The organism is Rhizobium sp. AN73 (assembly GCF_030757975.1).
GTDB lineage: Bacteria > Pseudomonadota > Alphaproteobacteria > Rhizobiales > Rhizobiaceae > Agrobacterium > Agrobacterium arsenijevicii.
In genome coordinates, this window is sequence record NZ_JARWME010000001.1 from 1,697,580 (window position 1) to 1,723,781 (window position 26,202).

The window sequence follows — 26,202 nt, forward strand, 5'->3', positions numbered from 1 at the left end:
GAGGTGGCGCTGGACACCGAGGAGGAGAAAACAATGAAAAAGCTTATTATCAGTGCGGCTATGTCTGTGCTTTTGGGCACGGCGGCACATGCCGAGACCGTCGGTGTTTCGATGGCCCTGTTCGATGACAACTTCCTGACCGTGCTGCGCAACGGCATGCAGGATTATTCCAAGGAGCTGAAAGGCGTCACCCTGCAAGTTGAGGACGCGCAGAACGACGTTGCCAAGCAGCAGAGCCAGATTCAGAACTTCATCGCTTCCAAGGTCGACGCGATCATCGTCAATCCGGTTGATACGGATGCGACGGCGGCCATGTCGAAACTTGCTGCCGAAGCCAAGATTCCGCTGGTTTACGTCAACCGCCAGCCGGTAAACGTGGATGCCCTGCCTGATGGCCAGGCCTTCGTTGCATCGGAAGAAACCGTGGCCGGCACGCTTGAAACCAAGGAAGTCTGCCGACTTCTCGGTGGCAAGGGCAAGGCCGTGATCATGATGGGTGAACTGTCCAACCAGGGCGCGCGCATGCGCACGCAGGCCGTTCACGATGTTCTGAAAACCGACGAATGCAAGGGCATTTCCGTGGTTGAAGAGCAGACGGCGAACTGGCAGCGCACGCAGGGTTCCGACCTCGTTACCAACTGGCTGTCCAGCGGTATCGAGTTCAACGCCGTCATCGCCAACAACGATGAAATGGCGATCGGTGCCCTTCAGGCGCTGAAGGCTGCTGGCAAGGACATGAAGGACTATGTGGTTGCCGGTGTGGACGCCACGCAGGACGCTCTTGCCGCCATGCAGGCGGGCGATCTTGACGTGACGGTGTTCCAGGATGCGGCTGGCCAGGGCAAGGGCGCTCTCGATGCCGCGCTGAAGCTCGTCAAGGGCGACAAGGTGGATAAGAAGGTCTACATTCCGTTCCAGCTCGTCACGCCGGCAAACGTCAAGGACTACGTAGCCAAGAACTGACGACCCCAACCGGCATTTGCAACCGCTTCAAGCAATATCGGAAGCAGATGCCGGTTCTGGGCGGCAACCGGAGCACCGTGCTCCGGGGCCGAAGCAGGCTAAATAGAATTTCAGTGAATTCAAATTGTTACAGCGCTTTGTGTGTCGTGATCGGCACGGCGCTGTAAGCCTCCCCGGATGATGGGCGCCTTTTGGAGGAGCCTTTTTCTCCGGTCATTTTTGTCTATCGTGGAGGATGAGATGGTCGTCAGTCCATCGACAATGGCCGCCGTGCGCGCCAGCGGCGCCGTGCCCAATGCAGAATATCTTCTCGCGGCGGACGGCATACGCAAGGAATTTCCCGGCGTCGTCGCGCTGGATGATGTTTCGTTCCACCTCAAGCGCGGCACCGTGCATGCGCTGATGGGCGAGAATGGCGCGGGCAAATCGACGCTGATGAAGATTCTCGCGGGTATCTATCAGCCGGATATCGGCGAAATTCGCCTGAAGGGCGCCGCGATACGTCTCGATTCACCGCTCGACGCGCTCGAAAACGGTATTGCGATGATCCATCAGGAGCTCAACCTGATGGCCTATATGACGGTGGCGGAAAATATATGGATACGCCGCGAGCCGAAAAACCGGCTGGGCTTCATCGATCATGGTGAAATGTATCGCCGCACCCAGACATTGCTCGAAAGGCTCGGTATCGATCTCGATCCGGAAATGCGTGTCGGCGAACTATCGGTCGCGAGCCGGCAGATGGTCGAGATCGCCAAGGCGGTTTCCTACGATTCCGACGTTCTCATCATGGACGAACCGACATCGGCGCTGACGGAGCGCGAGGTCGAGCATCTTTTCCGTATCATCCGTGACCTCAGGGAGCGGGGTATCGGTATCGTCTACATCACCCACAAGATGAATGAGCTGTTCGAGATAGCGGATGAGTTTTCCGTGTTTCGCGACGGCAAATATATCGGCACGCACGCTTCCACCGATGTGACGCGTGATGACATCATCCGCATGATGGTGGGGCGCGAAATCACCCAGATGTTCCCGAAGGAAGAGGTTCCGATCGGTGATGTGGTGCTATCGGTCAAGAACCTGACGCTCCAGGGCGTGTTCCGCGATGTATCATTCGATGTTCGTGCCGGCGAAATTCTAGGCGTCGCGGGCCTTGTCGGCTCCGGCCGCTCGAATGTGGCGGAAACGGTGTTCGGCGTCACGCCGGCATCTTCGGGCACGGTTGAAATCGAGGGCAAGCCGGTCTCGATCATGAGCCCGACGCAGGCGATTGCTCACCGCATGGCGTTCCTGACGGAAGACCGCAAGGATACCGGGTGCCTGCTGATCCTCAATATTCTGGAGAATATGCAGATTGCCGTCCTGCAGGACAAATATGTCGCCAACGGCTTCGTGCAGGAAAAAAACCTTTCAGAAGCCTGCGAGGACATGTGCCGCAAGCTCCGGGTCAAGACGCCAAATCTTTACGAACGTATCGAAAATCTGTCGGGCGGCAATCAGCAGAAGGTGCTGATCGGGCGCTGGATGCTGACCAAGCCGCGCATTCTCATTCTGGATGAGCCGACGCGCGGCATCGATGTCGGGGCCAAGGCGGAAATTCACAAGCTGGTTTGCGAGATGGCACGTAATGGCGTCGCCGTCATCATGATTTCCTCCGAAATGCCGGAGGTTCTGGGCATGAGCGACCGTATCATGGTCATGCATGAAGGTCGCGTGACGGGTTTCCTTGACAGAAGTGAAGCCACACAGGTGAAAGTGATGGATCTCGCATCGCGGTGAGGCGCGCCGGGATTTCTCGAGGAGGAATGACTATGACTACGAAGGCCGCCGCCAACGCAGAGTTGGATGCAAAATCCGGGCGCAAGCCGCACCGACGCATACCGCCGGAAGCAAATATATTTTTCGTGCTGATCGGCATCGCTCTTGTTTATGAAATACTCGGCTGGATTTTCATCGGCCAGAGCTTTTTGATGAACCAGCAGCGCCTGACGATCATGATCCTGCAGGTGTCGGTCATCGGCATCATTGCCGTTGGCGTCACGCAGGTCATCATCACTGGCGGCATCGACCTGTCCTCCGGTTCGGTCGTTGGCCTGACGGCGATGTTGTCCGCCAGCGTGGGGCAATCCTCCACATGGCCGCGCGCGCTTTATCCGGGTCTGACCGATCTGCCTTTCTTCATGCCGCTGGCTGTCGGCATTCTGGCTGGCGCTTTGGCCGGGTTCATCAACGGGCAGCTTATCGCACGCACGAAAATCCCGCCCTTTATCGCAACGCTCGGTATGATGGTGACGGCACGTGGTCTTTCCAAATGGTACACGAAGGGCCAGCCGATTTCCGGTCTGACCGATGGTTTCACCTTTATCGGCACAGGTGTCTGGCCGGTCGTGGTTTTCCTCGTCGTTGCCGTCATTTTCCACGTTGCGCTACGTTACACCCGTTATGGCAAGTTCACTTATGCCATCGGTGCCAACCAGCAGGCCGCCCGCGTTTCCGGTATCAATATCGAGGCGCATCTGATCAAGGTCTATGCCATTGCCGGCATGCTGGCCGGTCTTGCCGGTGTCGTCACCGCCGCCCGCGCGCAGACGGCGCAGGCCGGCATGGGCGTGATGTATGAGCTCGATGCCATCGCCGCAGCCGTTATCGGCGGCACGTCGCTCGCCGGCGGTGCTGGCCGCATCACCGGAACGGTGATCGGCACCATCATTCTCGGTGTCATGACATCCGGTTTCACGTTCCTCAGGGTCGACGCCTATTACCAGGAGATCGTCAAAGGCCTGATCATTGTGGCCGCGGTCGTCGCCGACGTCTACCGCCAGAAGAAACGCGCAAAACGCTAACGCATCGGCCCGAAAGTCGGAACCGATTTTCGGAAAGCAGGGTGCGTCGTTTTAAGTAATCCTCCCGGACTTGGGGCAAGCTTTCAGGCTTGCCCCCTTTTTTTGTCTGGAGACAGAGGCGCGATTTGCGCTGAAGGGGCAGGGGGGCCGGTTTCAGGCCTTGCTGTTACGGTACTCGTGAACAGCCTTGCCGAAGGCCTCGAACAAAGCACGCGAGGGTGCATCCGTCTCGGCCCAATATTCCGGATGCCATTGCACACCGACGGCAAAGCCCTTGGCATCGATGACGGAAACGGCCTCGATGGTGCCGTCTGCCGCCGTTGCCTCCACCTGCAGGCGCGGCGCTGTCTCGGCAATCGCCTGCCGGTGCAGCGAGTTGATCTGGATTTCGCCTGATACGCCGAGATGTTGCGCAATGCAGGAGCCTTCGCGCACATGCACCGGCTGGCGGATGGCGAAGGCTACGTCGCGGTCGTCATGTTCCGGCTTGCGGTGGTCCCAGATACCGGGCTGTTCCTGAATTTCGGAAGCCAGCGTGCCGCCCAGCGCCACGTTCAGCTCCTGAATGCCACGACAGATGGCAAGCATCGGAATTCCGCGCTCCAACGCGCGGCGTATCAGCGGCAGGCTGGTGGCGTCGCGGGCCTGATCGAATGGGCCGTCGCTCTCCTGAGCCTCTTTGCCATAAAGGGAAGGGTGCACATTGGTGGCCGAGCCGGATACGAGCAGACCATCGACCCGGTCGAGGATGGCGTCGACCTCGTTACCGTCTTCGAAGGCCGGAACGATGAAGGACATGACGCCAGCCACTTTCAGCGCGGCGGAAACATACTGGTTCTGCGCGGCGTGCCAGTCGGCTCCGGTGAAATGTCGGATGTCGGCGGGAACGGCGATAATCGGTTTTGGCATGGTGGCTCCGGGGACAGATCTTCAAAAATTTGTGCGACTGCCGGCGGGCCAAGTCAAGCGCATGTTTTGCGGTCTTTGGGCAAGATATGCGCCTAAAGTATAAGGCGACGCGGTGATATTTCGATTGCAAATAAAATAGGGAAGAGACCGCCGGAAAATTCCCGAAAAGGCCGGTTTTTGCGTGATTAATTCTTGGTGCGGGTGCTTGTCAGCCGCCCGGTAACCGTGCTTACTTTGCTGCGATGCCTGAACAGCACGAGGGGAATTCAAGCTGCGGGCAGCGTTCATATCTGGGAGGATATAGATGGATCGCCGTTCCTTTATGAAAAAAGGTGCGCTTGCGGGAGCTGCTACGGCAGCCTTGGCCGCACCCGCCATTGCACAGCAGAATGTCAAGATCAACTGGCGCCTGACGTCGTCGTTTCCGAAATCGCTTGATACGATCTATGGTGGCGCCGAAGATATTGCCAAACATGTCGCCGCTGCCACGGACGGCAATTTCACCATACAGCCCTTTGCCGCCGGTGAAATCGTGCCCGGCCTGCAGGCGGCGGATGCCGTGTCATCGGGCACGGTGGAAATGTGCCATACCTGCTCCTATTATTACGTCGGCAAAGATCCGACCTTCGCCATCGGCACGGCGATACCCTTCGGCCTGAACGCCCGCCTGACCAATTCCTGGTTCTACGAGGGCAACGGCAACAAGCTGCTCAATGAGTTTTACGCCAAGCACAATCTCTACGGCATGATATCAGGCAATACCGGCGCGCAGATGGGCGGCTGGTTCCGCAAGGAAATCAACACCGTCGACGACTTCAAGGGCGTGAAGATGCGCATTGCCGGTCTTGCCGGCAAGGTGGTGGAAAAGCTCGGCGTCGTGCCACAGCAGATTGCCGGCGGCGACATCTATCCGGCTCTTGAAAAGGGCACCATCGACGCTGCCGAATGGGTCGGTCCCTATGACGACCACAAGCTCGGTTTTCAGAAGGTGGCGAAATATTATTATTATCCGGCCTTCTGGGAAGGCGGTCCGGTCATCCACTCCTTCGTCAATCTGGACAAGTGGAACAGCCTGCCGAAGAACTACCAGATGGTGCTGCAGGATGCCTGCGCCTTCGCCAATACCAGTATGATGGCGAAATACGACGCTAAAAACCCGATCGCCATCAAGCAGCTGGTTTCGGAGGGTGCCGTGCTGCGGCCATTCAGCCAGGAAATCCTTGAAGCCTGCTACAAGGCGGCCCTGGAAGTCTACGCGAATATTTCGGCTACAAACCCGGACTTCAAGAAGATCTACGAGGATCAGGTTGCCTTCAAGCGCGAGGGTTACCTGTGGATGCAGCTTGCGGAATACACTTTCGATACTTTCATGATGATCCAGCAGCGTAACGGCAAGCTCTGATTATTCGGTGCGGCGGACCGGGCAAAGGCCTCGGGGATTTCGGTCTCCGGGGTTTTTGTTTGCGCGCATGCCTTCATACGCCGGACAAGAAAGGGTGACTATATGTCATCCGATCTAAAATGATATCTCCTCGCTGAGGGGGCCGGGATACACCGGCTCGGGGTGAATCCGGTAGGCGACGATGTCCGTCATTAGGCCAAGGTGTATCCATCCCCCGCCAGGATTTTTCCGCCCGCCGATGCCTTTGGGTGAGCGGTAAAAGATGATGCGGCCGGATCTCAGCCAAACATCCACGGTGCCACCCTCGACTGGTCGAGGACCAGCATAGTGATCGCCGCCGAAGTTGGGAGTAGTGCCGCCGTGCCAAGGCAACCAGCCGTGGTTCGGTTCATCCCTGAAAATCGTCCACCGGCTATTTGGGTCGTTGACCATGTCCACCTCCCAAGTCGCGGACTTTTCCCGCAACTCATCCCAACTGGGGATGGGGTTGGTTCCGTCAGTCAAAGTCTCGTCCTTTCCCCGTTAGCGCCGAGGGGCGATTTTGATACAACTTACAAGATGATGACGGTAGCGGTAACTGGTGTCGGTTTCGCTTAGGCAAACGGAAGACAGGGATGCAACCCTGTCTCCCACTCCGCAACTATAGGCTCTTCGCCAAATCCTTACACCACCTGTTACGGCCCGATCTTTGGCGGTTCGCCGAGATTCGGCATGCCCGGCAACCCGCCCGGCTGGCCGAAATTGGGCATGGTGTTGCCGCCCTGATTGCCGAAGGCGGGTATCTCGATCTTGATGGAATTCAGATCGACGTCCGGTGCCTTGTCCAGCCAGTAGGTTACCGATTCAGGCCAGAAGATCACGATGGCGACGAGGATGAGCTGCATGCCAAGCCATGGAATGGCGCCCATGTAGATATCCGAGGTCTTGACCGAGCGCGGCGCGATGGAGCGCAGGTAAAACAGCGCGAACCCGAAGGGCGGGTGCATGAAGCTCGTCTGCATGTTGATGCAGATCAGTACGCCGAACCAGATCAGGTCGATGCCGAGCGCCTGCGCAATGGGAGCCAGCATCGGAATGACGATGAAGGCGATCTCGAAGAAATCGAGGAAGAAGGCGAGGAAGAAGATGAAGATGTTGACGAAGATCAGGAAGCCTATCGGGCCGCCCGGAATGCCCGACAACATGTGCTCGATCCACAATGAACCATCCATGCCCTGAAAGACGAGGGAAAAGCAGGTTGCACCCACCAGAATGAACACCACCATCGACGTGATGTGCATGGTGGAATGCATGCCTTGCTTGACGAGGTCCCAGGTGAGGCGGCGATGGGCGGCGGCCAGCACCATGGCGCCGACGACGCCAAGTGCACCCGCTTCGGTGGGCGTTGCAAGTCCGAGGAAGATGGTGCCGAGCACGAGGAAGATCAGCACGATGGAGGGGATCATGCCCGCCAGCACGCGGAACACCAATGCGCGGTTGAGTTCACCCCGCGCCTCCGGCGGCAAGGCCGGCAAATCCTTCGGCCGCACGATCGACATGAACAGGATGAAGAGCATGAAGATGGCGACTTGCAGGATCGACGGGCCGATTGCGCCGAGATACATGTCGCCCACGGATTTACCGAGCTGGTCGGCAAGAACGATCAGGACCAGCGAAGGCGGAATGACCTGCGTGATCGTTCCCGATGCGGCAATGACGCCGGTGGCAAGCCGCGGATTGTAACCGTATTTCAACATGATCGGCAGCGAGATGACGCCCATGGTGATGACGGAGGCTGCAACCGTGCCGGTGATAGCACCGAGGATCGCACCGACGATGATGACGGCATAGGCGAGGCCGCCCGGAATGGCGCCGAACAGCTTGCCGGTTCCCTCAAGCAGATCTTCGGCAAGCCCGCATCGCTCGAGGATTGCGCCCATGAAGGTGAAGAAGGGAATGGCGAGCAGCAGGTCGTTCGAGATGATGCCGAAGATGCGCAGCGGCAACGCCTGAAGAAAGGCCGGAGAAAAATGCTCGGTGAAGATGCCGATGATGCCGAAAACCAGACCGACGGTGGCAAGCGAGAAAGCAACCGGAGATCCGTAAAGCATGAAGATGATCATGCCGAGGAACATCAGTGGCGGAAGAATACCATATTCAAACATGGGAAATATCCTGAAGGTTCAGATCGGGACGATCATTGCAGGGGTTTTTCGTACTTCGTATCGAGCGCATAAAGCCCGTTGAGGACACCTATTCGCTTGATGAGTTCGGAAAATCCCTGAAGAACCAGCAGGGCGAAACCGGCGAAGATGACGAGTTTCACCGGCCAGCGGATGAGGCCGCCGGCATTGGAGGACATTTCGCCCTGATACCAGGAAAGCGTGAACATCGGCCAGGAAAGCCAGGCCAGATAAAAGCAGCCGGGCAGCAGGAAAAGCGTTATCCCGATGAGGTCAACCCAGATGCGGCTGCGCGAGGAGATCGCGCCGTAGATGATGTCGACGCGCACATGTTCGTTCATGCGCAGCGTGTAGGAAGCGCCGATCAGCACGATGAAGGCGAACATGTACCACTGGATTTCCAGCCAGCCGTTCGAACTGTAGTTGAAGGCATAACGGACCATGGCGTTGCCGGCGCTGACGAGGCAGCAGACGAGCACCAGATAACCGGCGACCTTGCCCAGAGCTTCGCTCACAAGGTCTATCAGCGCACTTATTTTTAAAAGCGGTTTCATGACTTTCCCCTCTTCCCTTGCCGGGCCCTTTGCGGGTTATGGTGGAAAGCAAAGCCGGTCGGCCATCACGGCGGGCGCGCCTCCACGCGTATCCGCACTGCCAAATTCCGGCGTTCCTCCCACAGAATCCCGTGTATGGGCAGGCTGTCCGAAAAGCAACAAAAACCACTATTAAACGGGCCTATCGACCGCCGTTTTCAACCGTTTGCGACAGAATGTTGCCTCGTCGCACGCTTTGTCCGGCTCGCCGTTTGCCGCGCCTGCCGTGGATGTTCTTTCGCGCGGAACGCATTGCACTTTTCGGCGACTTCATGCTACCTCTGGCTTCGGAGAATCCGGCATGGGCCCGTGATCGTCCGTGAGGTAAATCGTCTTGCGCGGCGGGTCTGTTGGATGGAGATACAAGGGGAAGCGGAATGAGCGAACACCATACAGGTCCGGTCGAAGTTGGCGCCGAGATGAACTACGCCGAGCACGAAAAGACCTATAACGGTTTTCTGACCATGACGAAGTATGGCACCATGCTGGTGTGCGTGCTGATGCTGGCCATGGTTGCCGGTTTCTTTACCTCCGTTGGTTTCCTTGGCGGCCTTATCGTGTTTGTTGCCCTTTCGGCCGCGGGCTTCATTCTGCTGCGCTGAACGAGCCCGTTCACGAGCGTTTCCGGCGCGGGATGTGGTGATGCCGGGCAACCGGAAAGCCCAAGCCCGGAGAGGCCAAGCGATGAAACGCCTGTTATCCTGTCTGTTGTTGCTGGCGGCGATGTCGCATCCCGCTTTGTCACGCGATCTGTTGCCGTCCGAACAGGACAGGCTGCAGACGCAGATAGAGCGGTTCAGCACGGCATTGAATGCGCAGGATTTCGAGGTCGTCGGCCGGACGGTGCCGCCGAAAATCTTTGAATTCATCGCAAAAGACGCGGGTGTTTCCGTCGAGCAGTTGCGCAGCGCCCTGACGACGCAGATGCAGATCGCGCTCGCGGCGGTCAAGATCACCGAGTTCACCATGGACACGGGGGCAATCAGCCTGGAGCAGGCGCCTGATGGAACGCCCTATGCGCTTATTCCGACAAAAACGGTGATGGAAACCGGAGGCCAGACGATTGAGGCAAGGTCCCACACACTGGCGCTGATCGACGGTACGCAGTGGTATTTGCTGCGTGTGAGCGACCGGCAGCAGGTGACGATCCTGCGAAAGGTCTATCCGTCCTTCGCCACGGTGGAATTCCCGGAAGATTCCATGCAACAGGTGAAATAGTGCAACGCTTCCGCCTGAACCGGACGCACTCCAGCCGGTAACCCGGCTTGCCGCAGGCTCAGGAAAAACGCCCCGGACGGAACGGATCGACCGAGATTGCGGTTTCCTCGCCACTTGCCAGTTGTGTCACTAGGCGGGCGGTTGCCGCCGATTGCGTCAGCCCCAGATGGCCGTGGCCGAAGGCATAGATGACGGAGGGCGTGGTGCGCGCCGTGCCGATGACGGGAAGACAGTCCGGCATCGAGGGGCGGAACCCCATCCATTGCCGTCCGCCTTCCACCTTGAGACCCGGCAGGAAACGCCCCGCCTTTTTGAGCATGGCTTCCGAGCGTTTGAAGTTCGGCTTAAGTTCCAGCCCACCCAACTCGACTGCGCCGCCGACGCGGATGCCGGAAGACAGCGGGGTGACGACAAAACCGTGGTCGTTGAAATAAAGCTGGCGGGTAAGGTTGAACGCGCCGGCGGGCAGGGTGGTATTGTAACCGCGTTCGGTTTCCAGCGGCACGATGTTGCCAAGTGTTGCGGCAAGCGGCTTGGACCACGCGCCGCAGGCGATCACCACCTTGTCGGCGTCGATCTTGTCGCCGTTTTCCAGCGTCACGATCGTGCTTTCGCCAACGGCGTCGATGCGTTCGGCCTCGCCCTTGCGCAGGCTGGCTCCTCGGGCAATCACCAGATCGAAAATGGCGCGGGTGAAATCGTAGGGATCGGAGACCTGCAGACCATCAGGCGAGAACATGGCGTGACGGAACTGCGGCGCAAGACCCGGCTGCAATTCGTCTATCTCGTTGCGGCCGACACGCTGGGAAGCGAAGCCTGCCTGTTCCTTTTCATCCCAGTCCTTGCGGGTGGCGTTGAGGCTTGCTTCGCTGTCGTAAAGATCGAGCGTGCCGGTTTTCGAAACGAAGGACGAAAGCTCCGGCATGGCGGCGACATGAGTCATTTCGGTGGCCGCCAGCCGGTTGATCTCGCTCAATGCCCTCAATCCGTGGCGGAAGTTGCGTTCCGCGCTGGCGCGCCAGAAACGCCACAGCCAGGGCGCGATCTTCGGCGCATAGGCGGGCGGCACGCTGAGCGGGCCGAGCGGATCGAAAAGCCAGCGTGGCGCTTTTCTCATGATGCCGGGGGCGGGAATGGGGATGATTTCCGGAAAGGCCAGAATGCCGGCATTGCCGGAGCTTGCACCCCGGGCAACCTCGCCGCGTTCCAGAAGAACGACTTCGCGCCCGGCATTTTGCAGGTAAAGCGCCGCCATGGAACCGACAATGCCGGTGCCAATCACCAGCACGTCGCATTTCAGGGTTTTGGTCATCGGCGCTCCTGCAACACAAATCTTTCAAGCCCGCCATAACAATGAATGCCGTACCGATGAAAGCCCGCATCGTTCCGCGGCCGCAGAAATATCAGCACTGTGGCAAATAAGCGGTTCTCATCGGTGGGGTATGCGTCGGGTGATGGCCCGCGCCTGAAGCGTTTTTGTCGATTGATCCGGTAGCCGGAGTGATAGTTATGGCGCATCATTAATCGCAATTTAACGGTGTTCCCTTAGCTTCGCGCGCAGGCAGACCGATCCGTTTTCACCTCTTTGATATCAAGGGTGGAGGAGGTCCGCATACGGGTCATTGTTGGGGGTTCAAAAAGGCATGTCTTACTTTTCCAAACTCGGTCTGGACGCATCTGCGGTGCTCGACGCCCTGAGCCGCTCGCAGGCCATCATCGAGTTCGATCTGGCCGGCAAAATTCTGAAAGCGAACGACAATTTCTGCAAAGCTGTCGGTTATCAGCCATCTGAAATCATCGGACGCCCGCACAGCATGTTCCTGTCCCCCGAAGATGCTGCGTCGCTGGAATACAAGACCTTCTGGGCGAAGCTTTCGCGCGGTGAATACGATCAGGGCCAGTACCGGCGGCGGTCGAAAAACGGCGAAGATATCTGGATCGAAGCCTCCTACAATCCGGTTTCGCGTTTCGGCAAACCTTACAAGGTCGTCAAGATCGCAACCGACATCACCTTGGTCAAGCGCAAGAGCACCGAGGATGACGGCAAGCTGGCGGCGCTTTCCCGGGCGCAGGCCATGATCGAATTTGCACCCGACGGTAAAATCCTCAGTGCCAACGAGAATTTTCTGACGGCGCTCGGTTACACGGCGGAAGAAATTGTCGGCAAACATCATTCGATGTTCTGCGATCCGGCCTACGCCCAATCCCAGGACTATCGCTCCTTCTGGGAGGAGCTTCGTGCTGGCCGCTTCTCGTCCGGGCAGTTCATGCGGCTTGGTAAGAACGGCAAGCGCATTTTCATTCAGGCGTCCTACAACCCCATTCTCGATGAACGGGGTAATGTCTTCAAGGTCACCAAAATCGCTTTCGACGTGACGGAGCGGATGCATGCGGTTGAAGAGCTCGGCGCTGCGCTTGAGCGGCTTTCACAGTGCAATATCCGCGTCACGCTGGACAAGCCGTTCGTAGGCGAGTTCGAAAGGTTGCGGCGGGACTTCAACAAATCCATCGCGGAATTCCAGAAGACGCTGGAGAATGTTCTCAGCCAGACCGATGAGCTGACCAGAAGCGGCCAGGAAGTCAGTGAGGCCTCCGTCAATCTCGCCGAACGCTCGCGCGAGCAGGCGGTGGCGCTGGAAGAAACCTCGGCAGCGCTTGAGCAGATTACCTCCACGGTTCGGTCGTCGACTGAAAACACGAGAGAGACGCGTAAACTGGTTCAGAGCGCACGCACATCGACGGCGGCCTCGACCGAAGTCGTGGAGCGGACCGTCAACGCCATGCAGCGCATCGAGACGGCGTCGCGCGAGATCAGCCAGATCATCGGCGTCATCGACGAGATCGCCTTCCAGACCAACCTTCTGGCGCTGAATGCCGGCGTGGAAGCAGCGCGCGCAGGTGAAGCGGGCAAGGGCTTTGCCGTCGTCGCACAGGAAGTGCGCGAACTGGCGCAGCGCTCTGCCAATGCAGCCAAGGAAATCAAGGCGCTCATCAACAAGTCCGGCGCGGAAGTTCTCGAAGGCGTCAGGCTGGTGGGTGAGACCGGCGAGGCACTGAAGCAGATCGACGGGCTGGTGCGGCACATCGACGGCAATGTCGACATGATCGCGAAAGCCGCGGACGAACAGGCCATCGGCATCAGCGAAATCAACAAGGCGGTCAACCAGCTGGACCGGATGACGCAGGAAAACGCCGCCATGAGCGCTCGCACGACGGTGATCAGCACCACGCTCGCGCAAGGGGCCGATCTGCTTGCACAGCTCGTCAGCCTGTTCAAACTGAACCGTCGCACGGTTCAGCGCGAAGACGGATCGTCCGTCCGGTCGGAATTTTCAAAAGGTGGCCGGCCCGATCAGCAGGCGGGACGCGCCGCCGCGTAAAAGAGGCGGGCTTATGCCCGCTTCAATGCGTTGACGAGTTTGGGAATGCGGATGCGTCAGGCATCCGCATTCCGTTTATCCCCGCAATACCGGCCGCGTGATGCCGAGATGGTCGCGTAGCGTTGAACCTTCATAGTCCCTGCGGAACAGGCCACGTTCCTGCAACAGCGGCACGACCTCGTTGTTAAATTCTTCCAGCCCGCCGGGGAAGAAGGGCGGCATGACGTTGAAGCCGTCTGCGGCACCGTTCTCGAACCATTGCTGCATGCGGTCGGCCACGTCTTTCGCCGTGCCCATGACAATGTGGTGGCCGCGGCCTGCTGCAACGCGCAGCGCCAGTTCACGGATCGTCAGTTTTTCACGGCGCGCCAGTTCGGTCAGAAGTTCGGCACGGCTGCGCAGCTGGTCGGAAATCGGCAGGTCCGGCAGCGGGCCGTCGAGATCGTATTCGGCAAGGCTGTGGCCGATGCGTTCCTCAAGCAGCGGCATGGCGCTCTTGATATCGGTCCAGCGGTTCAGCTCCTTCAGCTTCTCGCCGGCCTCTTCGAAACTCCTGCCGATGATCGGCATGAAACCCGGCATCACGGCGACGCTTGCGGGATCGCGGCCGAATTTCGCCACCCGCGCCTTGAGGCTGGTGTAGAAGGCCTGCGCTTCGGAAATCGCCTGCTGGGCGGTGAAGACGATATCGGCGGTGCGGGCGGCAAGATCCTGCCCCGGTCCGGAAGAACCGGCCTGAATGAGAACCGGGTGCCCCTGCGGCGCGCGCGGGATGTTGAGCGGTCCCTTGACCGTGAAATATTTGCCTTCGTGATCGAGAATATGGACCTTCTGCGGATCGACGTAACGGCCGCCTTCCTTGTCCTTGACGAAAGCGTCGTCGTCCCAGCTGTCCCACAGGCCGCGCACCACATTCACATATTCTTCCGCCACGGCATAACGCTCGTCATGCTCGGGATGGCTCTTGGAGAAGTTCGCCGCCGTGCGGGCATAGGAGGTGGTGACGATGTTCCATGCCGCGCGACCATGGCTCAGGTGGTCGATGGAAGCGAAGGCGCGGGCAGTGTGATAGGGTTCGCCATAGGTGGTGGAGGCGGTGGCGGCGAGACCAATCTTGTCTGTTACCATGGCAAGCGCTGCAAGCAGGGTCAGCGGCTCGAAGCGGGCGATCATAGAGGGATGTGCGTCAACGCCGCTGGTGAGGCCGTCGGCCAAGAACACCATGTCGAACTTCGCCGCTTCGGCCATTTTCGTGACACGGGTCAGGAGGTCGAAATTCTCGCTGCCGGCTTCGGCATCCGGGTGGCGCCAGCCGGAAACGTGGTGGCCGGCACCCTGCAGGAAAAGGCCCAGATGCATCTGTCTTTTGCGTGTCGTCGTGGTCATGGGAAACATGCCTTATGTCGGTCGAGTTATATTTGCGATACCAGAAGCGTTTCGAGCTTCCTGAGGTCGGCTGCGGTTTTCATGGTCCGCACCAGTGCCGGAATTCCGGCGAATTTTTCATTACCGCCGGTGGCGTCGGCAAACTTCTCCGTCGGGTCGTCAATGCCGGGAAGACCGTCGATGCGGCGTGACAGCACCGTGCCATCCTTCTTCGTCACGTCGATGACCACGAAACGGGTGGTCGGATCGGGCGAGAGGCGACGGGCGGTCTCGTCGTGTCGGCGCGAGACTTTGGCGGAAAGCGCAAGCAGGTCGGCACGCACCGGGCGTTCGTCGAAATGGCCGATAGTAAGCGAGCCGTCTGTCAGTGCGGCGGCGAAAACATATTCGGCGCTGAAGCGCGCATCGATGCCGGTGACGGGCGTGGCCGGGCCAATAAGAGCGGCATCGCCGCCCGGCGGAAAGGTGATGACGACCGTTTCGATCTCATCCGGCGTCAAGTCATGCAGGTTGCGCAGCGCAAGCGCGCCGACGGCAACGGGGTGGCTGGCAGTGCAGCAGGGAAATGCCTTGAGGGTAAGGCCGGGCGAGACGATCTGCCAGGGAGCGCCCCAGCCCGATAACACTCTTTTCGGCTGTTCGGCGTCGAAGGCGAAAGCGGAATAAAAGCCGATGGGGTTTTCCAGAAAATCCGGTGCGCCCTGAAAACCTGATCCTGCCAGCCGCGCGGCGGTGAGGCCGGCGCGCGTGGCAAGCCCGGCATGCAGCGGCTTGGCATCATAACCGAATTGCAGGCGAAGCCCGGCCGATTGAGTGGCGGCAAGGCCAAGTGCCACGGCCGTGGTTTGCGGATTAAATTTCAGAAGATGGGCGATGGCCGCCGCCGCACCAATGGGACCGAGGGTGGCTGTGGCGTGGAAACCGTTTTCATAGTGCTTGGTGCCAAGCGACAGGCCAATCCGCGCCATGGTCTCCAGCCCGACGATATAAGCGGCGATGAAGGCATCCGCTGTCGCGCCTTCCTCAACCGCGACGGCGAGCAGGGCGGGAATGATGGCGACGGTCGGGTGGCCGCGCACGCTGCCATGGACGTCGTCATAGTCAAGCACATGCCCTGCGTGCCCGTTAATGAGCGCTGCGGTAAAGGCATCTGTGCGCAGATCGTGGCCGATAACGCCCGCCGCACCTGACGTGCCTGACGTAAAGCTGTCGATCAGGATTTTCGTGCTTCTGTCTGAAGCGCCACCCAGCACGCAGGCGAAAAAGTCGATCAGCGCCGTGCGGGCGATTGTCACCGCTTCTTCGTCGCGCGACGGATCTGAGGCGGCAATGGCCTCGGCTAGATGAAGAGTGAGCTTTTCGTCGGCGGTCATCGCATTAGATCCCTTCGCCGTCCGTGACCCGCGCCACCTGCCCGCCGAGACCCTTGACGAAGGCGTTGATACGCGGATTGGTCGACTTGTAGAAAATGTGTTCCGGCGTTCCCTGATCGACGATCAGACCGTTTTCGGTAAAGACGATATTATCACTGATTTCCTCGGCAAAGCGCATTTCGTGGGTGACGAGAATGCTGGTCATGCCGTCATTGACGAGGTCGCGGATGACGGCGAGCACTTCGCCCACGGTTTCCGGGTCGAGAGCTGAAGTGACTTCGTCAAACAGCACCAGTTCCGGCCGCATGGCTAGCGCCCGGGCAATGGCGACGCGCTGCTGCTGGCCGCCGGAAAGCTGGCCGGGATAGGCATCCACCTTCTGCGACAGGCGCACTTTTTCCAGCAATTCGCGGGCGTGGCGCTCGGCCTCCGCCTTCGGCGTGCCGAGGATTTTGATGGGCGCGATGGTGATGTTTTCCATCACCGTCAGATGCGGGAAGAGATTGAACTGCTGGAACACGATGCCGATGCGCTTGCGCAGCGTTATGCGTTCGGCCTCGGTCTTCAACTGGTCGACACGGGTGCCGCCGACGGTGATCTTGCCGGATTGCGGAATAAGCAGGCCGTTGATGCAGCGCAGGATCGTGGATTTGCCGGAGCCCGAAGGACCGATGATGGAGACGGCGTCGCCCTTGTTGACCGTAAGATCGATGCCCTTGAGGACCTGATTGTCTCCGAAGGACAGGTGTATGCCTTCCAGTTCAACCAGGGCTTGGGTGGCGGGGGCTTTAGCGGCGGTTTGCGGTGCGGATGCGGACATGGTGTATTCCAATCAGCGGGAAGCGAAGCGCCGCTCGAGGCGCTGCGTGAAACGGGACACGGGATAGCAGAACAGGAAGAACGCCATCAGGACGGTGAGATAAACGACCACGGTGAAATCGTTGCGCTGCACGGCAGTGCTGGCATCGGTTGCAGCATGCAGAAGTTCATGCACGCCGACCAGCGAGGCAAGTGCCGTGCCCATGGTAATCGAGGAGTAAAGGTTCATCCACGGTGGCAGCGAACGTTTCACGCATTGCGGCAGGATGATCCAGCGCAGCGTCTGGTTTCGCGAGAAGCCGAGGCCCTGCGCCGCTTCCCATTGCGCGGTCGGGATCGACTGGATGGCGCCACGGGTGATTTCGGCAATATGGGCGCTTGCCGGAATGGCAAGGCCGACGACGGCCTTGATCCAGTCCGGGAAGGGAATGTAATTGCCGAAGGCGACGATCTCGAAGGGGAAGATGTAGGTCGCGGCGAAAATCAGCACCAGATGCGGGGCGTTGCGGAAGATCTGCACATAGGTGAGCGCCGGTGCACGTACGAGGCGATAGGGCGCAAGCTCCATGATGCCGAGCAGGACGCCGATGATGGTGCCGATGGCAATTGCCAGGATGCTGATCAGCACATTCATGGCGAAACCCTTGCCGAGATAGGGCAGCCATTCCAGTAGCACCTGTCCGAGCGAGGGATCGAGAACCAGCCACAGCACGACGGCAACCAGCACACCGCACAGAAGAATGGTGCCGAAGGGCAGCTTCCTTGCCGCCTGTGTTTGAGAGACCACCGCGCTCATTGACCGAACCCCGGAACCGCAAGACGCCGCTCAAGCCAGAGACCTGCCCTTGCGACGACAAAATTGATGACGCTGAAAAAGATAAGGATCACCAGCATCAGCTCGACCACATTGTCACGCTGCGTCCAGATCAGGATCGAGGCATAGGTGATTTCACCGACCGCAATCGCCGAACCGACAGTGGTGAGTTTCACCAGATTGATGAGATTGTTGATGATGGAAGGCAGCGCTGTGCGGATCGCCAGCGGAAACTCCACATAGCGCAAAATCTCGAAGGAGCTGAAGCCGATCGCGCGTGCCGCCTCGATGGTGGTGGCCGGCACCGCCTCTATACCGCCGCGCAACGCTTCCGCGTGGAAAGCAGCAACGTGCAGGCCGGTGATGGCGACGACCCAGAAGAATGGAGTGAGCGGATTGTTCTGCGCGCCCCCGAGCGCGTTGGAAATCAGCATGTTGAGTACGAGGAAACCGCACATCAGCTGCACCAGCGTCGGCGTGTTGCGCGTCAGTTCCACATAGGCGCGCACGGGGCCAGCGAGCCAGACCTTGCCGGAAGTGAGCATCGCCGCGAAGATGAAGCCGAAGATGAGGCTGAGCGGCAGGGTGACGGCGACGAGGATCAACGTCATCTTCATGCCGTCGAGCCAGATCTGGACTTCGTAGCCGCTGTTCAGAAAATCATAGTTGAGGCCGATATGCGCGGCCAGTTCTATGAAGCGCGCTGTAAATCCATCCTGCATCGGAAATCCATGCTGTTGTCGCGAGTACCGCCCGACAGGCGGCGCCAGAAAGACCTGTCTTGTTATAAAGCAGAAAAGAACGGCGGGCGAAACCGGCCGTTCTTGACGATTTGGGGAAACCGCTCCGCGTTGATATCGTCACCCCCGCCCTTGCGGCGAGGGGGAGAAAATCCTGCGCCTGTCTTTTACTGCGCGGCGGAAAGCTTCGCCTTCTGCTCTTCCATATAACCGATGCTCGGCAGGCGGTTGGCCTTGGCGAATTCGATCATCTTGCCGGAAGCGTGCAGCTCCTTGACGATCTTGTCGAGGGCGGCCTGCGTGTCGGCCTCGCCCTTGCGCAGCCAGATGACGGAATCGGAAGGGATAAGGTCGGTCGGGATCAGGATGCCGTAATCCTTCCACTCGTCGGCGCGGTCCTGAAGCATCAGGCTCAGCGTGCCGTTGACGTGTACGGAGACGTCGCAATTGCCGCCCTTCAGTGCCAGCAGCGATTCCGGCTGGCTCGGCAGCGCCTTTACCTGCGCGCCATATTGCTCGATCAGCGGCTGGGTGTAGTTCGAGCCTTGCGAAACGCAGGCGATCTTGCCCTTCAGGTCGGACCAGTCCTTGATGCCCGAATCCTTGCGGCCGATAGCGGCGCCGCCCTGGCGGTCATAGGGGGTCGGCACGTAGTCGAGTGTTTTCGCGCGCTCTTCCGTGTACTGCATGTTGGCGATCAGAATATCGACCTTGCCCTGCTGCAGGAACTGCACGCGGTTGGGCGGGGTCACGGTTTCGGTCACCAACTCTACGCCGAGACCGGCTGCAAGTGCCTTGGCGACGTCGATGTTAAGGCCCTTTTGTTCCTGCGTCTTCGGATCGATGAAGCCGAAAGGCGCGCCGGACAGGATGACGCCGACGGTGAGCTTGCCGCGACCCTTGATACGGTCGAGCGTCGCATCCGCGTGTGCTGCGGTGGCCATCGAAGCGATGACGACAGTTCCGGCGATGAGTTTTGCGGCAAATCTGGAGAAGGAGAGGGCCATGGGTATTTCCTTTTGATGGTGGGTGGAAACTACATGAGGCATCCGTCGAGAGCGAGAATTGGCATTGCGTCAAAAATCATATGAATAAAATTGCGTTCCAATAATTCATCTGAGCAGAAAAAATGTCCTAATAATTTGAAATCGTAGAATCTTGTTCTTTGTCGCGTCTTATTGTGAGGGGATGAGGGGCGAGCGGTAGATCGCAGGCTTGCCCCCTCATCTGACCCTTCGGGCCACCTTCTCCCCGGCGGGGAGAAGAAATGCGCCGCAATGCTGCCCGTCTCACCGACCGGCGTTATAGGCCGCGATTGCCGCCATGTTGACGATATCGCTGTCCTTGGCGCCCATCGAGGTGATCTGCACCGATTTGTCGAGGCCGACGAGAAGCGGGCCGATGACGGTCGCACCGCCCAGTTCCTGCAACATCTTGGTGGAGATGGAGGCGGAATGGATGGCGGGCATGACCAGGACGTTGGCCGCGCCGGAAAGGCGGGCGAAAGGAAACTGGCTCTGCATGCGATGATGATTGAGCGCCACGTCGGCAGACATTTCGCCGTCGACTTCGAAATTGACATTGCGCTTGTCGAGGATTTTCACCGCTTCGCGCACCTTGTCGGAGCGTTCGCCGGTTGGCTGGCCAAAGGTGGAATAGGCGAGCATGGCAACGCGCGGCTCATAGCCGAAACGGCGGGCGAGACCGGCTGCCTCTTCGGCGATATCGGCAAGGTCTTCCGCATTCGGCATGTCATGCACGGCGGTATCGGCCACGAAGACGGTGCGGTTGCGCGAGACGACCAGCGAAACGCCGATGACGCGATGGCCGGGCTTGGTGTTGATGCAACGACGGATATCTTCCAGCGCGGTGGAATAGTTACGGGTGACGCCGGTGACCACGGCGTCCGCATCGCCCATCGCCACCATGCAGGCGGCGAAGTGGTTGCGGTCGTTGTGGATCAGGCGTTGCACGTCGCGCAGCAGGAAGCCGCCACGCTGCAGGCGTGCATAGAGATAATCGACATAGGCATCAACGCGGCTGGAAAGACGCGCATTGGTGATTTCGATATTGGCGCGGTCGAGATCGATGCCGGCGCGTTCCGCATTGGCCTTGATGATATCGTCACGGCCGAGCAGGATGGCGGTGCCGAGGCCTTGAGCGGTGAACGAGATCGCCGCGCGCATCACCTGCTCTTCTTCGGCTTCCGCAAAAACGACCCGCTTCGGCGACCGGCGCACGCGCTCGTAAAGGCGCTGCGTGGTGGAGGCCATCGGGTCGCGGCGGGCGGAAAGCTCGCGGGCATAGGCATCGAGATCGGGTAGTTCGCGGCGGGCGACGCCGGTTTCGATGGCGGCTCTCGCCACGGCCACCGGAATGGCGGAGATCAGGCGCGGATCGAAAGGGACCGGAATGATGTATTGCGATCCGAAGCGCGGGCGGTTGCCCTGATAGGCGGCTGCCACATCGTCCGGCACGTCTTCGCGGGCAAGATCTGCCAGCGCCTGCGCGGCGGCGATCTTCATTGCATCGTTGATCTGGCTGGCGCGGACATCGAGCGCGCCGCGGAAGATATAGGGGAAGCCGAGGACGTTGTTGACCTGGTTCGGATAATCCGAACGTCCGGTCGCCATGATGGCGTCGTCGCGGATGCGAGATACTTCCTCGGGAGTGATTTCGGGGTCCGGGTTGGCCATCGCGAAAATGATCGGCTTCGGCGCCATCGAGCGGATCATCTCTTCGCTGAAGGCGCCCTTCTGCGACAGGCCGAATACGACATCCGCGCCCTTCATGGCTTCAGTTAGCGTGCGGTTGTCGGTCTTCACCGCATGGGCGGATTTCCACTGGTTCATGCCTTCGGTACGGCCCTGGTAGATCACACCCTTGGTGTCGCAAAGCGTGATGTTTTCAGGGTTGAAACCCATGGCCTTGATGAGGTCCATACAGGCGATGGCGGCAGCGCCGGCACCGTTGCAGACGAGTTTCGTCGTCTTGAAGTCGCGGCCGGTCAGTTCGATGGCGTTGATGAGGCCGGCGGCGGCGATGATGGCGGTGCCGTGCTGGTCGTCATGGAAGACGGGAATATCCATCAGCTCGCGCAGGCGGCTTTCGATGATGAAACATTCCGGCGCCTTGATGTCTTCCAGATTGATACCGCCGAAGGAGGGGCCAAGGTAACGCACGCAGTTGATGAATTCGTCGGCGTCTTCGGTATCGACCTCAAGGTCGATGGAATCCACATCCGCAAAGCGCTTGAACAGAACCGACTTGCCTTCCATGACCGGCTTGGAGGCGAGCGCGCCTAGATTGCCGAGGCCGAGGATTGCCGTGCCGTTGGAAATGACGGCCACCATGTTGCCGCGCGTCGTATAATCGTAAGCGGTCGCCGGATTTTCGGCGATGGCTTTCACCGGCACGGCCACACCCGGCGAATAGGCAAGCGACAGATCCCGCTGCGTCGCCATCGGCTTGGTCGGGGTGATTTCCAGTTTCCCCGGTCTGCCTTGCGCGTGGAAATCCAGTGCTTCCTGATCCGTAACCGATGTTCTGGGGCTGGCGGGCTTCGTCGTGTCGGACATGGGCTGAGCGTGCTTTCCTGTCGATAATCCTGTAAAAATATCCGTCGTTGTTATTGTATTTTTCGCGCGCCTGCCAAGCGTTGAATGTTGTTCAGTGCAGCAAATTTGGCCGCGAAGAAACTTGTGGCCGATTCAATCGATTAAGTCCGTATTGTCGGCGTTACAGGCTGGGCCGGTAGGCTTGGCGCGCCATATTCACGAAGGCATCGACGTGGAGGGCAAGCTGGCCGCGCCTGACGACCAGCACGCAATCTGACCAGGCATCGGCGCTTTCCAGCGGCACACCGGTGATACCCCTTGTGGAGCGTACCGTGCTTTCCGGCAGGATGGAAATTCCAGCACCCGCTTCCACGAGGGCAAGGATGGTATTGACGTTGGCGATGCGCATGCCGATTTCCGGCTCGCAGCCGGCATCCTCGAAAAGCGAAAGCGCGCTGCTGCTGAGGCCAAGGCCGATCTCGTCAACCGGCAGCAGCAGTTTTTCCCGCACGATATCGCCAACCGAAATTCTGGAGCGGGAGGCAAGCGGATGGCGCTCCGGCAGGGCGACACACAGTTTCGAGCGATCGAAGGGCATGGCCCTCAGGCTCTGCGGTAACTGGGGCAAGGGTGCGCGAATGAAGGCGACATCGGTCTTGCGCGTCGCCACCTGCTCGATCAACTGTTCCATCGTCATGCCGGGCAGCAGTTCCAGCGTGACCTCCTTATGGTCGTTGCCATAACGGGTGATCAGCGCCGGCAATTTGCGTTCCGCCATCACGCTGGTGCCGAAGCCGATACGCAACGTGCCGAGCTGGCCGCGCCTTATCTGATGCGCCTTTTCCAGCGCGCCCTTGGTGCGGGCAAGGATTTCCTCCGCATCGACCAGCATCGACTGGCCTGCCGGTGTGAGTTCCACGCCGCGATTGATACGGTGAAAGAGCTTGAAGCCCAGATTCTCCTCCAGTTGCCGGATACGTTGGGTGACGGCAGGCTGGGCAATGCCGAGCTGCAAGGCGGCAGCGCGGAAATTCCTGGCCCTTGCGGCTTCCACAAAAATTGCAAGCTGGCGAATATCCATCGGCGGAGAGGTCTTTGTGTTGCAGGTGTTGATATGGTATAAGCATAGCTTATCAAAATTGCCCGTCTTGCGCATTGTCATCTTGTCGCGGGCGACGTTATACCGCAGCCAAGGTTTCGGTCGCCCAGTGTCCGCAAGTGGGCGTTTGCGATCCGGACCGGGGAGGATTTGTTCGAGCACCTTGTCCGTCGTCCATGGGGCCGGCGGTAACCTGCAGTGAATGGGTCAAAATGACAGTCACGACGGAAGTCTTCCCCACCATTGTTCCCCGTTCAGCCGCGCCGCCTTCATCGCATCTGCGCTCAGCCGAAAGTGCGGCGGACTGTCTGGCCTTGGCCGGGCTTTGAACGATAACCGGGCGTCAGCCTTCGCGGCGGCTCTCCTAACCGGATATTTAATTCATGAGTAAACCAGCAACCTCAACGTCGGTTCCAGCCAGATTATGGCTGTTGCTGCTTGGCGTCGTCATCATCGCTGCGGGCCTGTTCTTCGCCATTGGCGGCGGGCAGCTCGCAGCACTCGGCGGCAGCCTTTATTTCGTCTCGGCGGGTATCGCGCTGATTATCTCCGGCCTGCTCATCATTTTGCGCAAGCCCGCCGGCGCACTGCTGTTCGGCCTTGTTTTCATCCTCAGCGGCGTCTGGGCTGTATGGGAGGCCGGATTGCACTTCTGGCCGCTCATCTCGCGCCTGCTGGCATTGGGTGTAGGCGCCACGGTCGTTGCGCTCTCCTATCCGTTGCTGCGCCGCGCGGCCGGCAAGACACCGGCTTACGGCACCTCCTTTGCCGTTGCCGCTGTTCTGGCCATTGCGTCCGGTGCCGGTTTTGCCGGCATGTTCGTGCCGCATCCGACCGTCGCGTTCAAAGGCGAGGTTGCTGCGCTGACGCCGGTGACGCCGGAAAAGGAACAGAAGAACTGGGAGCACTACGGCAACACGGCCGGTGGCAGCCGCTTTGTGGCGCTTGACGAAATCACCCGCGACAACGTCAAGAACCTTGAGGTTGCATGGACCTATCACACCGGTGACACCCCGATCAGCCCCGGCGCGAACGGCGCGGAAGATCAGGAAACGCCGCTGCAGGTGGGCGACACCGTGTTCCTGTGCACGCCGCATAACAACGTCATCGCTCTCGACGCCGATACCGGTGCGCAGAAGTGGAAGGCGGAAATCAATGCCAAATCCACCGTGTGGATGCGTTGCCGTGGTCTTGCCTATTTCGATGCCAAGGCGCCGCTGAAGCAGCCGACCGCGCCGGGCGCAACGCCTGTTACGCCGGCAATAGTGGCCGAGGGCGCACTTTGCCAGCGCCGCATTTTGATGAACACCATCAATGCGGAACTCATCGCGCTCGATGCCGACACCGGCGCGTTTTGCCCTGACTTCGGCACCAATGGCCGCGTCGATCTCAAGATCGGTCTCGGCGATGCGCCGGACCCGCAATATGTGCTGACATCGGCGCCCACACTTGCCGGCACCACTGTCGTTGTTGGCGGACGTATCGCCGACAACGTGCAGGTGGATATGCCTGGCGGCGTGATGCGTGGTTTTGACGTGGTGACGGGTGAGCTTCGCTGGGCGTTCGACCCCGGCAATCCTGAAATCACCAAGCTGCCGCCTCCGGGCCAGACCTATACCCGTTCCACTCCGAACGTCTGGGCTTCCATGTCCTACGACCCGGACTTGAACACGGTCTTCATGCCGGTCGGCAGCCCTTCCGTCGATCTCTATGGCGCGACGCGCACGCCGCTCGACCATAAATACGGCGCTTCGATGCTGGCGCTGGATGCTACGACCGGCCGTGAAAAGTGGGTCTACCAGACGGTTCACAATGACCTCTGGGACTTCGACGTGCCGATGCAGCCGAGCTTCGTCGATTTCCCGAAGACGGACGGAACGACTGTTCCGGCTCTGGTCTTCGGCACCAAGGCCGGGCAGATCTACGTTCTGGATCGCGCCACGGGCAAGCCGCTGACCAAGGTGGAAGACGTTCCGGTCAAGGCCGGCAACATTCCCAACGAGCCATATGCACCGACGCAGCCGCGTTCGGTGGGCATGCCGCAGATCGGTGCCCAGACGCTGACGGAAGCCGATATGTGGGGCGCAACCCCGTTCGACCAGCTTTTGTGCCGTATCGCCTTCAAGGGCATGCGTTATGAGGGCCTCTATACGGCGCCGGGTACCGATCTCTCGCTCGCTTTTCCGGGTTCGCTCGGCGGCATGAACTGGGGCGGTATTTCAACCGATCCGACCACCAACACCATCTTCGTCAACGACATGCGTCTGGGTCTCTGGATCGAGATGAAGGAAGCCGCGCCCACCAAGGCAGTTGCGAGCGGTGGCGAAAGCGTCAACACCGGCATGGGCGTCGTTCCCATGAAGGGCACGCCCTATGCGGTGAACAAGAACCGTTTCCTGTCGGCTCTCGGTATCCCGTGCCAGGCTCCGCCCTATGGCTCGATGACCGCGATCGACATGAAGACGCAGCAGATCAAGTGGCAGGTGCCGGTTGGCACAGTCGAGGATACGGGTCCGCTCGGTATCAAGATGGGCCTGCCGATCCCGATCGGCATGCCAACGCTCGGCGGCACGCTCGCCACCCAGGGCGGTCTCGTCTTCATCGCCGGCACGCAGGATTATTATCTGCGCGCCTTCGATACGGCGACCGGCAAGGAAGTCTGGAAGGCCCGCCTTCCGGTCGGCAGCCAGGGCGGCCCGATGAGCTACAAGTCTCCGAAGACCGGCAAGCAATATGTCGTCATTTCGGCGGGTGGCGCACGCCAGTCTCCCGATCGCGGCGACTACGTCATCGCCTATGCGCTGCCGAACTGATCCTGACTTTTCGTCACTCTGAAAATGAAAACCCGGGCCTTGGTCCGGGTTTTTCTTTGCCGCCCACCAGCGCAGCGGATCATACCCCGTGCGGAACCTCACCTGCTCCCTTGCGTTAGCAAAACGGG

At 59.7% G+C, this 26,202-nt stretch carries 20 protein-coding genes; 8 read left to right on the top strand and 12 right to left on the bottom strand.

The window, feature by feature from the left end; translation table 11 throughout:
- Window positions 1-33: 33 nt before the first annotated feature.
- From RBH10_RS07630 to RBH10_RS07640, 3 genes are all read left to right on the top strand, one after another.
- Complete coding sequence (locus RBH10_RS07630; protein WP_281037566.1) at window positions 34-963, top strand: sugar ABC transporter substrate-binding protein; 930 nt, start codon at window positions 34-36, stop codon at window positions 961-963.
- A 240-nt stretch (window positions 964-1,203) separates the two neighbouring features.
- Window positions 1,204-2,745: a sugar ABC transporter ATP-binding protein gene (locus tag RBH10_RS07635; RefSeq protein ID WP_281037565.1), complete on the top strand. Its 1,542-nt coding sequence runs from the start codon at window positions 1,204-1,206 to the stop codon at window positions 2,743-2,745.
- Window positions 2,746-2,777: 32 nt separating this feature from the next.
- Entirely contained in the window at window positions 2,778-3,809 is a 1,032-nt protein-coding gene (locus RBH10_RS07640) for an ABC transporter permease (RefSeq protein ID WP_045018603.1), read from the top strand.
- A gap of 153 nt (window positions 3,810-3,962) precedes the next feature.
- Here the strand turns inward: RBH10_RS07640 and RBH10_RS07645 are convergent, their stop codons facing one another.
- Window positions 3,963-4,718 carry a gamma-glutamyl-gamma-aminobutyrate hydrolase family protein gene (locus RBH10_RS07645; RefSeq protein ID WP_045018601.1) on the bottom strand — a complete coding sequence of 252 codons (756 nt, stop codon included), beginning with the start codon at window positions 4,716-4,718 and terminating at the stop codon, window positions 3,963-3,965.
- 304 nt (window positions 4,719-5,022) lie between these two features.
- Here RBH10_RS07645 and RBH10_RS07650 point away from each other — a divergent pair, with 304 nt between their 5' ends.
- Window positions 5,023-6,120, top strand: a complete 1,098-nt coding sequence (locus RBH10_RS07650; RefSeq protein WP_281037564.1) for a TRAP transporter substrate-binding protein — start codon at window positions 5,023-5,025, stop codon at window positions 6,118-6,120.
- 674 nt (window positions 6,121-6,794) lie between these two features.
- On the opposite strand, the gene RBH10_RS07655 is transcribed toward RBH10_RS07650, so the two are convergent.
- Window positions 6,795-8,264, bottom strand: a complete 1,470-nt coding sequence (locus tag RBH10_RS07655) for a TRAP transporter large permease subunit (RefSeq protein ID WP_306180501.1) — start codon at window positions 8,262-8,264, stop codon at window positions 6,795-6,797.
- Between the two features lie 32 nt (window positions 8,265-8,296).
- Window positions 8,297-8,836, bottom strand: a complete 540-nt coding sequence (locus RBH10_RS07660; RefSeq protein ID WP_281037561.1) for a TRAP transporter small permease subunit — start codon at window positions 8,834-8,836, stop codon at window positions 8,297-8,299.
- Between the two features lie 416 nt (window positions 8,837-9,252).
- Between RBH10_RS07660 and RBH10_RS07665 the strand changes: the two genes are divergently transcribed.
- Entirely contained in the window at window positions 9,253-9,477 is a 225-nt protein-coding gene (locus RBH10_RS07665; RefSeq protein ID WP_045018591.1) for an aa3-type cytochrome c oxidase subunit IV, read from the top strand.
- An 82-nt stretch (window positions 9,478-9,559) separates the two neighbouring features.
- Window positions 9,560-10,093: a hypothetical protein gene (locus RBH10_RS07670; RefSeq protein WP_281037560.1), complete on the top strand. Its 534-nt coding sequence runs from the start codon at window positions 9,560-9,562 to the stop codon at window positions 10,091-10,093.
- Window positions 10,094-10,151: 58 nt separating this feature from the next.
- Here RBH10_RS07670 and RBH10_RS07675 read toward each other — a convergent pair whose 3' ends face one another.
- Window positions 10,152-11,405 carry an FAD-binding oxidoreductase gene (locus RBH10_RS07675; RefSeq protein ID WP_281037559.1) on the bottom strand — a complete coding sequence of 418 codons (1,254 nt, stop codon included), beginning with the start codon at window positions 11,403-11,405 and terminating at the stop codon, window positions 10,152-10,154.
- A gap of 331 nt (window positions 11,406-11,736) precedes the next feature.
- On the opposite strand from RBH10_RS07675, the gene RBH10_RS07680 reads away from it, so the two are divergent.
- Window positions 11,737-13,473 (top strand): PAS domain-containing methyl-accepting chemotaxis protein, encoded by a 1,737-nt coding sequence (locus RBH10_RS07680; RefSeq protein ID WP_281037558.1) that lies wholly within the window; start codon window positions 11,737-11,739, stop codon window positions 13,471-13,473.
- Between the two features lie 75 nt (window positions 13,474-13,548).
- Here the strand turns inward: RBH10_RS07680 and RBH10_RS07685 are convergent, their stop codons facing one another.
- From RBH10_RS07685 to RBH10_RS07720, 8 genes are all read right to left on the bottom strand, one after another.
- Entirely contained in the window at window positions 13,549-14,868 is a 1,320-nt protein-coding gene (locus RBH10_RS07685; protein WP_281037557.1) for an LLM class flavin-dependent oxidoreductase, read from the bottom strand.
- Between the two features lie 17 nt (window positions 14,869-14,885).
- Window positions 14,886-16,232 carry an MmgE/PrpD family protein gene (locus RBH10_RS07690; RefSeq protein ID WP_281037556.1) on the bottom strand — a complete coding sequence of 449 codons (1,347 nt, stop codon included), beginning with the start codon at window positions 16,230-16,232 and terminating at the stop codon, window positions 14,886-14,888.
- A gap of 4 nt (window positions 16,233-16,236) precedes the next feature.
- On the bottom strand, window positions 16,237-17,052 hold the full coding sequence (locus RBH10_RS07695) for an amino acid ABC transporter ATP-binding protein (protein WP_045018579.1): 816 nt from the start codon (window positions 17,050-17,052) through the stop codon (window positions 16,237-16,239).
- A gap of 12 nt (window positions 17,053-17,064) precedes the next feature.
- Window positions 17,065-17,847, bottom strand: coding sequence for an amino acid ABC transporter permease (locus RBH10_RS07700; protein ID WP_281037555.1), 783 nt, complete (start codon window positions 17,845-17,847; stop codon window positions 17,065-17,067).
- Entirely contained in the window at window positions 17,844-18,587 is a 744-nt protein-coding gene (locus RBH10_RS07705) for an amino acid ABC transporter permease (protein ID WP_281037554.1), read from the bottom strand. Before RBH10_RS07705 ends, RBH10_RS07700 begins: the two co-directional genes overlap by 4 nt.
- A 185-nt stretch (window positions 18,588-18,772) precedes the next feature.
- The gene (locus RBH10_RS07710) at window positions 18,773-19,612 is read right to left on the bottom strand and encodes a transporter substrate-binding domain-containing protein (protein ID WP_281037553.1); all 840 of its coding nucleotides are present in this window, start codon (window positions 19,610-19,612) and stop codon (window positions 18,773-18,775) included.
- Window positions 19,613-19,894: 282 nt separating this feature from the next.
- The gene (locus RBH10_RS07715; protein WP_045018570.1) at window positions 19,895-22,183 is read right to left on the bottom strand and encodes an NADP-dependent malic enzyme; all 2,289 of its coding nucleotides are present in this window, start codon (window positions 22,181-22,183) and stop codon (window positions 19,895-19,897) included.
- Between the two features lie 160 nt (window positions 22,184-22,343).
- On the bottom strand, window positions 22,344-23,318 hold the full coding sequence (locus RBH10_RS07720) for a LysR family transcriptional regulator (protein ID WP_281037552.1): 975 nt from the start codon (window positions 23,316-23,318) through the stop codon (window positions 22,344-22,346).
- 326 nt (window positions 23,319-23,644) lie between these two features.
- Here RBH10_RS07720 and RBH10_RS07725 point away from each other — a divergent pair, with 326 nt between their 5' ends.
- On the top strand, window positions 23,645-26,074 hold the full coding sequence (locus RBH10_RS07725) for a glucose/quinate/shikimate family membrane-bound PQQ-dependent dehydrogenase (RefSeq protein ID WP_281037551.1): 2,430 nt from the start codon (window positions 23,645-23,647) through the stop codon (window positions 26,072-26,074).
- Window positions 26,075-26,202: the final 128 nt, after the last annotated feature.